The 13290-nt window shown below is 61.9% G+C and carries 11 protein-coding genes; 3 read left to right on the top strand and 8 right to left on the bottom strand.

The genetic code is table 11. The annotated features are described in order from the left end of the window. Positions 1–32: 32 nt before the first annotated feature. The 8 genes from J0909_RS10105 to J0909_RS10070 all read right to left on the bottom strand — a co-directional run bounded on the left by J0909_RS10105 (position 33) and on the right by J0909_RS10070 (position 9805). A complete protein-coding gene (locus J0909_RS10105; protein WP_207262552.1) occupies positions 33–1241 on the bottom strand; it encodes a glycosyltransferase in 1209 nt (402 codons plus the stop codon). Next, positions 1238–2311: a glycosyltransferase family 4 protein gene (locus tag J0909_RS10100; RefSeq protein WP_207262551.1), complete on the bottom strand. Its 1074-nt coding sequence runs from the start codon at positions 2309–2311 to the stop codon at positions 1238–1240. The genes J0909_RS10105 and J0909_RS10100 overlap by 4 nt, the downstream gene beginning before the upstream one ends. Before the next feature lie 229 nt (positions 2312–2540). Beyond that, complete coding sequence (fliS, locus tag J0909_RS10095) at positions 2541–3140, bottom strand: flagellar export chaperone FliS (RefSeq protein ID WP_207262549.1); 600 nt, start codon at positions 3138–3140, stop codon at positions 2541–2543. 10 nt (positions 3141–3150) lie between these two features. Then, the gene (fliD, locus tag J0909_RS10090; RefSeq protein ID WP_207262547.1) at positions 3151–4845 is read right to left on the bottom strand and encodes a flagellar filament capping protein FliD; all 1695 of its coding nucleotides are present in this window, start codon (positions 4843–4845) and stop codon (positions 3151–3153) included. A 160-nt stretch (positions 4846–5005) separates the two neighbouring features. Continuing rightward, positions 5006–5893, bottom strand: a complete 888-nt coding sequence (locus tag J0909_RS10085) for a flagellin N-terminal helical domain-containing protein (protein ID WP_207262545.1) — start codon at positions 5891–5893, stop codon at positions 5006–5008. 276 nt (positions 5894–6169) lie between these two features. Then, complete coding sequence (locus J0909_RS10080; RefSeq protein WP_207262543.1) at positions 6170–7843, bottom strand: CgeB family protein; 1674 nt, start codon at positions 7841–7843, stop codon at positions 6170–6172. Between the two features lie 109 nt (positions 7844–7952). Continuing rightward, positions 7953–8750, bottom strand: a complete 798-nt coding sequence (locus J0909_RS10075; protein WP_207262541.1) for an AsmA family protein — start codon at positions 8748–8750, stop codon at positions 7953–7955. Between the two features lie 68 nt (positions 8751–8818). Then, positions 8819–9805, bottom strand: coding sequence for a zinc dependent phospholipase C family protein (locus J0909_RS10070; RefSeq protein WP_207262539.1), 987 nt, complete (start codon positions 9803–9805; stop codon positions 8819–8821). Positions 9806–9890: 85 nt separating this feature from the next. Between J0909_RS10070 and J0909_RS10065 the strand changes: the two genes are divergently transcribed. From J0909_RS10065 to dnaA, 3 genes are all read left to right on the top strand, one after another. Continuing rightward, positions 9891–10418 carry a hypothetical protein gene (locus J0909_RS10065; RefSeq protein ID WP_207262537.1) on the top strand — a complete coding sequence of 176 codons (528 nt, stop codon included), beginning with the start codon at positions 9891–9893 and terminating at the stop codon, positions 10416–10418. A 90-nt stretch (positions 10419–10508) separates the two neighbouring features. Continuing rightward, positions 10509–11243, top strand: coding sequence for an FAD-dependent thymidylate synthase (thyX, locus tag J0909_RS10060; RefSeq protein WP_207262535.1), 735 nt, complete (start codon positions 10509–10511; stop codon positions 11241–11243). 610 nt (positions 11244–11853) lie between these two features. Then, positions 11854–13215, top strand: coding sequence for a chromosomal replication initiator protein DnaA (gene dnaA / locus J0909_RS10055; RefSeq protein ID WP_207262533.1), 1362 nt, complete (start codon positions 11854–11856; stop codon positions 13213–13215). The last annotated feature ends 75 nt before the right edge of the window (positions 13216–13290 follow it).

The raw sequence follows: 13290 nt of genomic DNA, 5'->3' as shown, positions 1-13290 counted from the left end.
CAGAATCAAGCTGTCTGCAATGGACTGCACCGTCAGGCCGGGTTTTCCTCCAACAGCAACATGGACAGGGAACCCACCAGGAAGGTCGCTTCGGACAACAGGGCGCGCGGGATGGTCGGATAATCGTCGTTGAGCATGTGCCGGACGTGTCCGTCCGAGGCCGCGTCGAATCGTTTGAGCTTGGCCGCCAGCGTGTCCGGGGATTTGGTCAGGCGGCTGTAATGCAGGATGGGCGCGTCTAGGACCAGGGCCGTGCGGCCGGTCAAGCCGGTCAGTCGTTCATGCACGGGCCGGGTGAAGCGCACACCGTCCTGGTTGCGGAAGAGGCGTAGTTGCAGGTCGGGCCACAGCCCGTAGCCCGCCTTGCACCGGGTTTCGTCCGGGTACAGGGTCATGCGCGGGAACCAGCAGGCTTCGAGCCGTTTCACCAGCATGCAGGCCGTGAGCAGGCCCCAGACATCCTCGCTGAATCGTTCGTCGCCGTCCAGGAACAGCACCCAATCGCCCGCGCATTCGGCGAGCGCGTGGTTGCGTTGGGAGGCGAAGTCGTCCAGGGGGCGGGCCAGGTGGCGGACCGGCGCGGCGCAGGCAAAGTCGCGTTCGGGCGGGGTTTTTGCGTCCCAGACCACGATCACTTCGCGGGTCCAGTCCGGGAACTGGGCAAAGAATTCATCGAGTCCGGGCTCGTCCGGGGACAGGATCACGCCCACCGACAGGTCCGGGGCCTGGACGCCCACGTGGCTCAGGTACGAGCTGTTCAGGGCCTGGTGCGGTTTCGCTCTCATGAACAGGCGCTGGAGGTTGCGGTACCGGGCGCGTTCATCCTCGGCCAGGGACGGGTTCAGGGCCAGGGCGGCGTTGTCCGGACGGACTCCGCTCATGGCCAGGAGGTAGAGGTGCGCCCATGGCGAGGTATCGGCCAACACCAGGGTCCGCGAATCGGGTCCATTCCATTCGGGGCGGGTGGTCAGGAAGGCGCGCGCCGTCTCCGGGTCGGTCTCGCAGACGATCAGCCGGGCCGATCCGGGCAATCCGGCGGCCAGGGCCAGGGCGTGCTCGCCGCTCCCCAGGCCGAACAGGACCAGGGTTTCGTTCCCGCTTTTGTCCAGGATGCGCAGGGAGCGTTCGGCAAAGGACGCCGTGTCGTTCGGGGCCGGGAAATCGGCCGGTGCGGCGGCGTGGCCCCGAAAGGCGAATTCCAGGACGGCGGCGGTATATTTCTTGATCAAGTCGTTATTCATTGCAGGATTCCTTTGCGCCGGAGCAGTTCCAGGTACGTGGTTTCGAGCTTGCGGGCGACGGTTTGCATGCGGAACAGACGCGTGGCCTTGTCCCTTCCTGCCCGTCCCATACGTTCGGCTTCGTCCGGGTGGGAAAACAAGTACTTGAGGGCTCCTGCATACTCTTCCGCGTTGCGGGCCACAAGTCCGGTGACGCCGTGCTCCACCAGTTCGAGTTGTCCGTTGTCGCGCAGTCCCTGGCTTGGATGGGTGATGACGGGCAGGCCGCAGGCCATGGCCTCGGCGATGACCAGCCCGAAGGATTCGCCCGTGTCGTTGGCGTGGGCCAGGACCGAGACGCCGTCCAGGAAGGCGGCGATTTGAGCGTCGGTCTCCACCGGGGCGTGGAAGCGGACGTTCTTCTCCAGGTCGTGGGTGCGGACGAAATCCACGGCCTCGGGAATGGCCCCGATGATATGGTAGCGGAAGTCCGGCAGGTCGCGCACTATACCGGGCAGGAAATCCAGGGCCAGCCGGGACCACTTGCCGGGGTCGGGCCGGGAGATGCGCCCGGCGGCCGGGCGGGAAAAGTCCCGGTCCGTCCGAGCTGCCCGGGCAAAGAAATCCGTGTTCACCGGGTTGTACAGGTAGCTGTAGCGTTCGGGATTGGGGGCGATGCCCGTGGTTCGGGAAAACCTATCCAGGCAGAAATGCGAAACGAACAGGGTATGGTCGATGATCGCTCCCAGAGGGCTGGGGTCGTGGCGGCCGAAGACGTTGGTCTCCACCACCACGGGCACCCGGGCACGTTTGAGCGGCACGAGCAGGTCCGGCTCGGGCCACCCGGCGCGGTGCACATGCGCGATATGAGGCCGGAAATGGTCGAGTATGGCGAGCAGGTCGCCGCCGATGAAGGTATCGACGTTCGCCGCGCGGATCTGCGCGGCGCGCACGCCGTCCGTCGGGCTGTATGCCGCCGTGGTGAAGCGGGTCGGGTCGAGGTTGGTCACGAACAACTGCATGACCTTTTCCGTGCCGCCCAGGCCCAGGGATTTGATCACGTGGAGCACGCGCACTGGGGAGTCAACCATATGGCGGCAAAGTGACATATGCCGAATGTGTTGTAAATGACCGTCTATGCGTCGCTGGGGACCGGGCGCTGCCCGGAATATGAAACCGTCTCCCCGCGGGGCGTGCCTGCATGATCCGGTTTGCCGGGTGCGGGAAAAGTTCGGGACCGTCGCGTGGTATTGATCTCACGACGGCCCCGAATTCTCGCGGCAATGGAGCGGATGACCGCTCCCCGCGAAGTAGGTTCGTTCATCGGTTGGCGTTGTTGTAGGCGTTGGCCGCGCGGAATTTGGCCGCTGTCGCCGCAGTGCGTAGCGGATTGGACGGCGCGTCGGGTTTGGGCGCGGGTTGGGCCGCCTGCTTGGCTGCGGCCTTTTGGGCCGCTCGCGGGGATGTCTGCACGGGCATGACCGGAGGTGCCGGGGGGGCCGGAGGCCTGGTCGCACTGGTGGTCGCCGTGTCGCCCGGAGCCGCCTTGCCGTCGTGGATGGGGACGATCTGGGCATAGGCCGAGCGCAATCCATCCAGGATTTTGATGACGTCGTCGATCATCCTGTTGTCCAGGCGGATGTTGGCCTTGACCAACTGCGTGGTGCAGAACATGTACAACTGTCCGAGTTTGGGGGTGATGTCCCCACCTTTTTCCTTGTTCAGGCTTTCGGACAACTCATGGATGATCGCCATGGCCTTGGATATGTAGATGCCCTTCTTGGCATAGTCTCTGTTGTCGATTTCCCGCTTCGCCTGTTTGAGGAACTTGATCGCCGCCTCGTAGAGCATGAGGAGGAGTTCCCCCTGGGTGGTGGTTTCGACCTGAGTCGTCAGATATGCCTTTGCTGGGTTGGCCATTCATTACTCCTTACTGTGAAAGCTGCGACAATGCCGCTTCAAGTTGCCCCTGCCTCAGTTGGTACTGGCCGAGCAGGGCATCGAGCCGGGCGTATTTTAAACGCATATTCCGTTCCAGTTTATCGATTCTGTTCTTCTCCCAATCGATCTTTTCATCGATGGAATCCATGATATCTTTGTAGTTGTTTTGCAGGACCGCCAGCGGGCCGCCTTCATAGGTGAATTTGTTGTACGGCTTGGTCAGCGCGGTCAACGCGTCGATCATCTCCGAGGCTTTGCCTTCTTTGATCGCCACCTTGCCCGAGTACGTCCCCGCCGCCGTGTTGTTCAGGCGAAGCGCCATACCCTTGGCGGAGCCGCTCTGGCCGGTGATCTCCCATCCCGATACCGTGGCCTCCTCGCCATTGATGGTTGCGCTGATGATTTGGGTGCCGTCGCTGACCACCTTGACGTCGTATTCGCCCGGCTTGGTTGTGCCTTCGATGAAGGAGTTGAAGGTAAAATCCGTGGTCCGGCTGACCCCGGTAGGTTCCAGGGCGAAGATCTCGGACACGGCCTTGGGGTCCGCCAGCAAAGCCTCTTTGAGCTTGTCGTAGTCGATGGTCAGCAGTCCGTAGGTGGGCGAGCCCTGCTCGGCGTCGGTCAGGATGCCGAGTTGGGACAGGGCCGAATATATGTCCCCCTCTCCGGTCTTTAGGTTCCGGAGTTTGAAACCCTGCCCCATGCTGGCCGTGATGTTCTTCAGGTTCTGCGAGACGATGTCGATGCCGTAGTTGCCGGTCAGGATGGCCCCCTTGCCCTCCTCGTCCACCTGGGTCAGGGTGAGGATCTGAGACCGGATGGCGTTGACCGCGTCCACGAAGGAGGCGATGTTCTCCACGATGCCATCGGTCTCCGTGTTAACGGTCAGGGTGACGGCTGTGAACGGATTGACCGACTTGAGGTTGAGGGTCACGCCGTCGATGATGTCACTTATGGAGTTGGAGTCGCGTTCGATCCAGGTGCTGCCGCCGGGGAAGCCGTCCACTCGAATCTGGCTGTTCTGGGCGTTCTGGGTTTCGTTGAAGTTGCTTGCGCCGAACATCAACGAGCCCGCGTTGGAGATGACCAGTTGGTTGTTCGCGCCCAGCCCCTTTCCCGACAATTGGAGGTGGTACGAAGTGCCGTCGTAGAGGGTTGTGGCCTGGATGATCCCCCGGGTATCCGGGTGGTTGTTGATCATATCCACGAATCCCTGAAGAGTGGTGCCCGCCGGAATGTCATCGAGTGTGATGGAGTTGCCGGCATAAGAAAATTGGAACGAGGTAGCCGACGGGGCGATGACGGTTTTCAGGGATTCGGTTCCGGTTCCGGTGGTCAGGATGTCGTTGGTGGCCAACTGGTTGACGATCACGGAGTGGGTCGACTCCAGAGCTCCCGCTTTGGCCGAGGCCGTGAGCAGGTTGGTATTGGAGCTCTCCACGCTTTTGGTCATGAATTCATCGAGGGTGTCCATGCCCTCCAAGGTGGTCTTCAGGCTGAGCAACTGGGTGTTCAGCGCCTTGAATTGAGTATTCTTGTCCTCCCAGGAGGCCTTCCATTTTTCCAGTCGCGTGACTCGGGCCTGTTCCACCTTCACAAACCCTTCGATGAGCGTGTTGAAGTCCGTCCCGTTGCCCAGGCCGGTGAAGTTGATGGAACCCGATGTGTACGTGCTGTCTTCCATGGTTATATCCTTGATCGGAAGTTTTTTCCCATTCCATTAGGTATGAAATGGCTTGCAATCATGGTGCCATGGGAGGAGGTGGGAGATGTCCAATAAAAACAATGGGCCGGGCTCAGAATGAGCCCGACCCGAAAGTCGCTTAAAGCGATGCGATTGCTGCCTAGCCGAGCAGGGACAGGGCCATTCTCGGCATGCTGTTGGCCTGGGCCAGCATGGAGATACCCGACTGGGTCAGAATCTGGTTGCGCACGAATTCGGTCATCTCGGTGGCCACATCGACGTCGGAGATGCGGGATTCGGCGGCCTGGATGTTCTCGGCCTGGACTTCCAGAACGGTAACGGTGTTTTCCAGGCGGTTCTGCAGGGCTCCGAGGTTGGCGCGGATCTTATCCTTGGAGATGATGGCCTTGTCCAGGACCTCCAGGGCCTGCTGCGCCAGCTCCTGAGTGGAGATGGAGCGTCCCGCGCTGCCGGTTGCGCCGTAGCCGACACCCAGAGAGGAGGCCGTGGCCGTGCCGATCTGGATGTAGTAGTAGTCTTCGGAGCAATCGTTGCCGGTACCGAAGTGGACCTTCAGCTTGCCCGAGGCCTTGACTCCGGAACCGTCGTGGGTCGCGCCGGACAGGTTGCCGTTGAGCAGGTAGATGCCGTTGAAGTCCGTGGAGTTGGCGATACGGGTGATTTCCGAAGCCATGGCCTGATACTCGGAGTCGATGATCAGGCGCTGGTCGGAGTTGTAGGTACCCGTGGAGGCCTGCATGGCCAGTTCCTTCATGCGGATCAGCTTTTCATCGATAACGCCGAGCGCGCCGTCAGCCGTCTGGATGAGGGAGATGCCGTCGTTGGCGTTACGGATGCCCTGCTGCAGGGACTTGACGTCGGAACGCATCAGTTCGCGAACGGCCAGACCGGCGGCGTCGTCGGACGACTGGGTGATGCGAAGACCCGAGGACAGGCGACGGGTGGACGTTTCCAGGTTGCCGTAGGACACGCCCAAGTTGCGCGAAGCGTTCATCGCCATCAAGTTGTGGTTGATAACCAGGGACATAATTTCCTCCTTGAAATTGTTTTGGCTTCCATGCCTAGGTAGCATTCCGACGAATCACGTTCCGCCGGACAAACCTTTCTTTTGTTGACCACTTCATCGACTGGCGTGGAGAAAACTTTAGGTCGAATGAATGCTTTTTTATGTCGGTGAATCTGTCGGAAGAAAATGGCCCGGTCCGGGGCGCGCCGAACGCGGCCGGGCTACCGGATGGGCGGCCGGATTTGCCGCATCTACCGGCGTTGTCGGTCTGAAACCCGTACCGGCGGTCCGGCCGGTTCAGGCGAAGGTTTCGCGCAGGATTTCAAGAAGCCTTTGTAGGCGGTGTTCGTAGGTATGTTCGGCCAGGATGCGCCGGGCGGCGGCCTGGACGATCTTTTCGCGTGCCGTCGGATCGGCCGAGAACCGTTCCACCAGGCCGGGGATTTCCTCCACGTTTCGATAAACCGCCGCTTCGCGGTCCAGGTCGAAGAGTTGTTCCATCTGCTCGCGGTGGTCGGTCAGCAGGAAGCCCCCGCAGGCCGGAACGTCGAAGACCCGTTGGTTGACCGCGCCCTTCATCTGGCGGCTGGTGCAATTGAAGTTGATCGTGGATCGAGGGTAAAAGCGGGGCAGGTCCGCATAGTAGTCGAGAGGAGGCAGGAACCGCGCCTTTGCGCTGCCCAGGAGTCCGGTCCAGCCTTTGTCGCCCACCACGAGCGGGGAGAAGGGCAGGGTGGCCCGCACGCAGGCCAGTCGGTACTGCCGGGTGGCCTCCCAGGTGAGCAAAGATTCGGCGGCCAGCCGTTGTTCGCGCGACTCCAGCCCCCGGACGGCGGCCAGCCAGTCCGGCCGTTCGGCTTCAAGAAACTTGGTCACGGAGGTCTCGCCCGAGCGTCCGAAGACTCCGGCCACGGCTTCATATTCCCCGGCCAGGGGAGCGGGCAACCCCGCCAGGGCCAGGGATTTGGCCACGGGCCGGGTCATGGAGCTGCCCACAAAGGATAAGGGGGCCGTCCAGGCGGATGGGGCCCCGCCCGCGCGCGGCCGGAAACGATGCGGGTCGGTGGCAAGCGGCAGGTAATGGACGTGTTCAAACCCCCTGTCGCGCATCTCGTCCAGATTGCCCGCGTCGAAAGAAAAGATGACCGTGTTGTCCGTGCCGGGGTGGTCGTAGTCGAAGAGGATCAGACGTGGATTGTCCACGAACCAGGAGGCCAGGGGCAGGCCGAGATCCGCAAGCAGCCCGGCCAGCTTGCCTTCGCGGTCCAGCCCAAAATGGTTGACGGTCAGCACCATGTCCGGGCGGAAGGCGATCACGGCCTTGAGCAACCCCTCGATGAACGCGCCCGAGCCGGTCTCGCGGTCGTTCAGCGGCAGGGTGCGGTGGGCCACGCCGAGGCGGTCCAGGGCCGCCAGGATCTCCCGGCACAGGAAATAGTCCGAGTCAAAGAAGAGCACGCGCGGGGCCGCCGCACGGAATTTGGGATAGCGGGCCAGGGACCAGAAGCCCGTGGCCGCGTCCGCCTTGAGGGTCTGGGCCAGGGTGCCGTACCAGTCGCGGTTCAGTCGCTGGTACAGGGGCAGGATCACCGGAATCGGCGTGCGTCCGCCGTGCTTCTCGCTCCACCGGGCCAGCCGTTTCAGGGCTTCGGCCGGGTCCGGGTCGTCCAGGTGCAGACAGGTTTCGGCGGAACGCCCGTCGAGGGCCCCGGTCAGCCCGAGCAGTCCGCTCTCCCGATCCGCCACGGCCACGGGCAGGCCGCGCGCCAACAGGAGGTCCAGGGCGTGTCCCAGTCCCGCTCCCAGGAGTACGGGCAGGCCGTCGTCCGGCACGGCGTCGGCCAGCTCGGTCTCCCGCTCCCGCCCCTTGCGGCCCCACAGGTGCCAGGTCTTGCCCTGGACGCGGACGCGCAGGTCCGTCAGGGAGTCGTGGTCGAGGACCGCTTCGGCGGTGTACGGGGTGGCGCTCATATCCTGGACCTGTACTGCATTCGGTGCGTGGACGGCAAGGGCGGGCGCACACGAAAGGGGCCGCCCCGGCGAATCCCGGAACGGCCCCTGGTTTTCTGTCGAGAAACAGTTATTCGGAAGAGCCGCCGAACAGCCCCTTGATGGCTCCGCCCACGGAATCGCCGGCTTTGCCCGCGCCTTCCATCGCGCCCTCCACGGCCTTGCCCACGGCTTCCTTGAGTTGCTTGGTTACCTGGGTGACCGTACCGGTCACATCGCCGGTCATCTCGCCGAGAATTTGGGCAAACGCCTCGGCAGGGGTGGTTTCCGAGTCCTTGCCGATGTCCTTCAGGTGAATGTCGGGCAGGTTGATGCCCATGCCCTGGTCGCCGAAGGCGTCGAGCAACGAACCGCCCAGGTTGATCTTGCCGTTCTTGACGATGAAGTCGTTGATCTGGATCTTTTTCTCGGAGCCGGTCTCGGACGTCTTTCCCTCGGTCCCCTTGGCCGTTTGTTTCTTTTCTCCGGCCACGGTCTTCTTGATGTTGTTGACGATAGTCTGGAAGTTGTCGGTGTTGCCCCGCTTCTCATAGCTGATGACCGGGCCGTCGATGTAGATTTCCTCTATGATGATCTTATCCGAGGTCAGGGACTTGGTGTCCACCTTGATCCGGATGGTTCCGCACTCCATGGCGCTGGGCATTTTGAATCCCCGGGGGTTGCCCAGGTAGAAATTGGTCAGGGTTCCGGCTCCGGACAGGACGGAGATGTCGGCGGAACCGAGACGGACCTCCGTTTTGGTGATGGGCGGCCCGAATTCCTCCACGGCGGTTTTGATCAAGTCGCCGAGGTTGAGGATGACGAGCACGATGGCGGTGATGATGCCCGCGAGGATGACGCCTGCGCCGATGAAGATGTATTTTTTCATGATGGCTCCTGGTTGAGGGTGGGGACTACGGGGAAACAATACGGCATTTGCGTTGTCGGAGCAACATGCTAGCGGGAATGTTGCGGAAGCTTTGGGAACAGGTCGTCGGCCATGTGGCGCATGTCGCCGGTTCCTGCGCCCCGCCTGCCGGAATCCAGGGACGGCCCGGTCTCGGGCAGGACGGGCCCGGTTCCGTCGAAGACCGCCGGTTCCAGGCGGCGGCAGAGGGCGGCGGCCCGATCCGCCGCCCGGTCCATGAGGCGGGCCAGGCTTTCCTCGCGGACCGCGTCGGATACCGGGTCGTGGTAGCGGATGACTTCATTGATGCGTCCGGCCTGGTCGAGCCATTGGGGAGCGTAGAACAGGGCGGCGAGTTCCCGAGCCGTGTCCGGCAACCAGGGCGCGGCCGCATGCAGGGTCCTGGCCAGCCCGGTCCGCGGGAACAGGGCCTGGAAGCGGGCGAACAGCCCGAAGGCCGAGGCCAGTGCCGGGACCGCCCGTCCGGGTCTCACATTCGCCAGGTTCGCCAGTCCTTTCATGGGCAGGGCCTCGAACAGGAGCGGGCCCAGAGAAGCGAGGAGATTGCGGATGCGGTACAGGGGGCGGTCGATCATCTCCGGGCAGGCGATCATATCCATGAGCGATTCCAGGGCGCGGTGGCGCTGGCGGGCCAGGGATTTTTCGCGTCGGGAATCGGCGTAGTAATCGCCGGTCAGATGCCAGACCATGGGGTGCATGACCGTGTCCGCCCACAGATGCGAGGCCATGCCCACCAGCAGGGCTGCGGCCAGATCCCGGTCCGGCGTCCCGGCCGCGTGGCGCGCCTGGAGCCGGAGCAGGGCGTAGGTGTCCTCGCCCCGGGCTCCGTGGAGGCGGTGGGCCAGCTTGGCCATGGGCAGGGCACGGGGCATGGCCCCGAAGAACAGCGCGTCGTGGAACACGGCTCCGAGGAGCACACCTTGAGGCCGGGCGGCCAGGCCGGAGGCGAAACGGGTGTCGGCCAGCCGGGCGGCGGTCATTTCGGCGGTTTTGAAGTGGATCAGTTCCTTGGGCATGGCGGTCGGTTTTGGATTTGCCTTTCGGCCATCCTACTTGATACCTTCCACTTGGCAACACAAACTTGCAACCAGCGAGAGACGTATGGTCAAATATCTCATTAATGAGGAATACGATGTGGAAGATGCCGGGGCGGCCAAGGGGTACGCCCGGGGCGAACGGCGCGAGGATTACGCCGACCCGTGGCGGGAGACGGGCAACGTGGTCCTTCTCGGCCTGCCCGGCTCGGGCCGGTCGGAACTGGCCCGATTGCTGGCCGAGCGCACCGGCAAGCCCGTGCTCTCGCCCGAGGCTCCGGGGGCGGCCGCCGAAGCCCTGGCGGGGCGCGGCGCCATCATCGTTCTGCCCGACCGGCTGGCGGATCACCCCGATGTCCGGCCGCTCATCCATGGGGCGGGCAAGGTCTTCTACCTTATGGCCGATACCCGTCTGCTCGCGGGCCGGGTGGCCGAGCGTGACGGCGTGGCGGACACGGACGCCCTGTGGCGGGAGCTCTCGGCCCGGTTGGCCGAGGTGGAGCCGATCTTCTACAGTGTGCTCCACTTTATCCTGCAAGGAACACGGACGCCGGGCGAACTGATGGACGACGCGCTGGAGAAGATAGGCTACTAGCCGAGGTCCGGGCCGGATGACAGCCCGGCCGGTTTGCGGTAAGCAGAAAACCTTTCACCCTACATATAGAATAGAATTGGAGCTCGATACATGCCGGAAAAGCAACTCAGGGTCGAACTTTTGACCATGACCCCCGACGCCCTGTCCCTCATTTATGCCGCGTTTCGGCAGTGCTACCATGCCGGGTTCGTGGCCGACATGTGGCCAAAGCTGCTCTCCGGCGAAATCGACCCGCAGGTCCAGGCGGACTTCGTGGCCAAGACCATGGAGTCGGGCCATGACAGCCCCGTCGAGCACGTGTCCATGACCTTCGCCGTGGAGGGCATCTCCCGGGCCTGCTCCCACCAGGTCGTCCGGCACCGCATCGCCTCCTATTCCCAGCAGAGCCAGCGCTACGTGGCCGAGAACGACATGGACTATATCCTGCCTCCGGCCATCGCCAAGATTCCCGAAGCGCGTGAGCGCTTCGAGTCGTTCATGGCCGAGGTGCAGTCCGCCTACTCCGACCTGCGCGACATCCTGGTGGCCCACGGCCGCCAGTCCAAGGCGAACGAGGATGCGCGCTTCGTCCTGCCCCAGGCGGCCGAGACCAAGATCGTCATGACCATGAACTGCCGCAGTCTGCACCACTTCTTTCACCTGCGCTGCTGCAACCGGGCCCAATGGGAAGTCCGGGCCATGGCCAACGGGATGCTGGACATCTGTAAGGAGAAGCTGCCCGCCATTTTCGCCAACGGCGGAGCGCGTTGCGAACAGCTCGGATATTGCCCGGAATCACCGAAATTCGCCTGCGGAAAATATCCGACCCGCCAGGAGCTGGGCTAATTAATTTTCCATAGACTGGGATTTTTTCCCGCCTCCGAGACCCCTTGTCCTCCCTGGTCTTTCGGTCGCGATTATTTTTTTATCTTTTAATTCGATGTATTGCACTTGTTCCTAACCGCCTGTTCCCCCGCAGCCCTTGGGCTGCGGGGGTTTTGCGGAATATTCGGGGTACGGACCTAGACGAATGTTTTGTATAGAAATAGTTGTTTATTTTTAATGTCTTTTTATTTCAATGCATTACGATTGGCGCCGTCAAAATACTCCCGATTGCGTAGGAAACAGATTGTCACAAATCGGAAATGACGGACAAGAAAAAGAGTGTAATCATGAAGAATTTGTCGAAATTTACATTTTATACTGTGGAAAAGATTTTCAACAACTGTTGATAATGTGTTCATCTAGAAAAAATCAAGACCCAGAAAACCCTTGTTACACCGATGTTTCAAACTGATCCGGCTGAAAACGTCGGCGCACTGTGGGTTTTAAAATAAATAAATAAATTACAAATGGTTGACGGCTTGGCGCGCTGTCGATAATCTGTTCCTGTCTTTGCCGTTTCATTGAATAACGCGAATTGTCCATTCCCACTCGATACACTATCCCACACAACATGATTGACACTGCCTGGAAGCAAATACTCTTCTCGCTCGAAAAGAGCCTCAACCCTGGTCTCTTCACTGTCTGGATAAAGCCCCTTCAAGGTCGCGTGGACGGTAATCGCCTGACTCTGACCGCGCCCAACGAGTTCGTGGCCAACTGGGTCCGCGACCGCCTGCTCCAGGTCATCCGCGAGTCCGCCGCCGAGATTCTCGGCGCGGAACCCCGCATCACCATCACCATTGCCGCGCGCAAGCCCGACGTCAAGGCGGCCCCCGCCGTCGGCAGGAAAACGGCGGTCGCGGAGCGCGCTCCCCGGCATATGGGCTTGCCCCTGGGGCAGACCATCAAGCCCGTGACGGTCTCGAACTGGCGATTTTCCTTCGACGATTTCGTCGTGGGACCGTCCAACGAACTGGCCTGCGCGGCCAGCAAGTCCATCGGGTCCACCGCCTTCAACTCCGACCATCTGTTCCTCAGCTCCGGTCCGGGCCTGGGCAAGACCCATCTGCTCCGGTCCGTGGGCAACGAACTGTGCCGCACCTCCAACCGCAAGCACCTCAAGGTTGCCTGCCTGTCCTCCGAAGAGTTTGCCACCCGATGGGTGCTGGCCTTCAAGTCCGGCCAGGTGGACCAGTTCAAGGCCCAGTTCCGCGAAGCCATCGACGTTCTGCTCCTTGAAGACGTGCATTTCTTTCAGGGCAAAGAGAAGATGCAGGAAGAACTGCTCTGCACCCTGACCGCCCTGCGCGAGCGCGGTTGCAAGGCGGTCCTGACCAGCTCCTTCATGCCCAAGGAATTTTCCAAGGTGGATGACCGTCTGGTCTCCCGGTTCTGTTCCGGATTTCTGGCCCACATCAATCGTCCGGACATGGAGACCCGCCGCCGGATCATCCTCGAAAAGGCCCGCCGCATGCAGATTTCCGTGCCGGTGGAGGTCTCCGAACTTTTGGCCGAGCGTATCACCACCGACATCCGCCAGTTGGAAAGCTGCCTAAACAACCTGGTCCTCAAGGCCCGTCTGCTCAACCGCGATGTGACCATGAACCTGGCCTGGGAGGTGCTGGAAAACTACGCCGTGCAGAATTCCTCTCCGGATTTCGCCCACATCATCGAGTTCATCTGCAAGTGCTATGAGCTGTCCGAAGATGTATTGCGTTCCAAGAGCCGCAAGCGCGACGTGGTCCTGGCCCGCAACACCGCCTTTTATCTGGCCCGCAAGCACACCGAGCTATCCCTCAAGTCTATTGGGGAACGTCTTGGCCGAAAACATTCCACCGTACTTAAGGGCATCACCAAGGTGGAGCGGGAAATTTCCCTGCAGACCCCACTGGGACGGCAGATTGAAAACACCACCCATCGGCTCACCCCCTAACCCAGCCCCCCGCATGTTCTCCCGGAGTCGCCACACCGGTGCGCTCCAGGAGATTTTTTTAGGCCGATCGTCAGA

The organism is Desulfovibrio sp. Huiquan2017 (assembly GCF_017351175.1).
Taxonomy (GTDB): domain Bacteria; phylum Desulfobacterota; class Desulfovibrionia; order Desulfovibrionales; family Desulfovibrionaceae; genus Pseudodesulfovibrio.
The sequence above is the reverse complement of the archived record's forward strand: the minus strand, read 5'-3'. Positions and strand labels throughout refer to the sequence as shown.

Coding starts and splice junctions, on each gene's coding strand:
- J0909_RS10105 (WP_207262552.1), bottom strand. CDS start 1,241: ATGAATAACGACTTGATCAAGAAATATACCGCCGCCGTCCTGGAATTC.
- J0909_RS10100 (WP_207262551.1), bottom strand. CDS start 2,311: ATGGTTGACTCCCCAGTGCGCGTGCTCCACGTGATCAAATCCCTGGGC.
- fliS (WP_207262549.1), bottom strand. CDS start 3,140: ATGGCCAACCCAGCAAAGGCATATCTGACGACTCAGGTCGAAACCACC.
- fliD (WP_207262547.1), bottom strand. CDS start 4,845: ATGGAAGACAGCACGTACACATCGGGTTCCATCAACTTCACCGGCCTG.
- J0909_RS10085 (WP_207262545.1), bottom strand. CDS start 5,893: ATGTCCCTGGTTATCAACCACAACTTGATGGCGATGAACGCTTCGCGC.
- J0909_RS10080 (WP_207262543.1), bottom strand. CDS start 7,843: ATGAGCGCCACCCCGTACACCGCCGAAGCGGTCCTCGACCACGACTCC.
- J0909_RS10075 (WP_207262541.1), bottom strand. CDS start 8,750: ATGAAAAAATACATCTTCATCGGCGCAGGCGTCATCCTCGCGGGCATC.
- J0909_RS10070 (WP_207262539.1), bottom strand. CDS start 9,805: ATGCCCAAGGAACTGATCCACTTCAAAACCGCCGAAATGACCGCCGCC.
- J0909_RS10065 (WP_207262537.1), top strand. CDS start 9,891: ATGGTCAAATATCTCATTAATGAGGAATACGATGTGGAAGATGCCGGG.
- thyX (WP_207262535.1), top strand. CDS start 10,509: ATGCCGGAAAAGCAACTCAGGGTCGAACTTTTGACCATGACCCCCGAC.
- dnaA (WP_207262533.1), top strand. CDS start 11,854: ATGATTGACACTGCCTGGAAGCAAATACTCTTCTCGCTCGAAAAGAGC.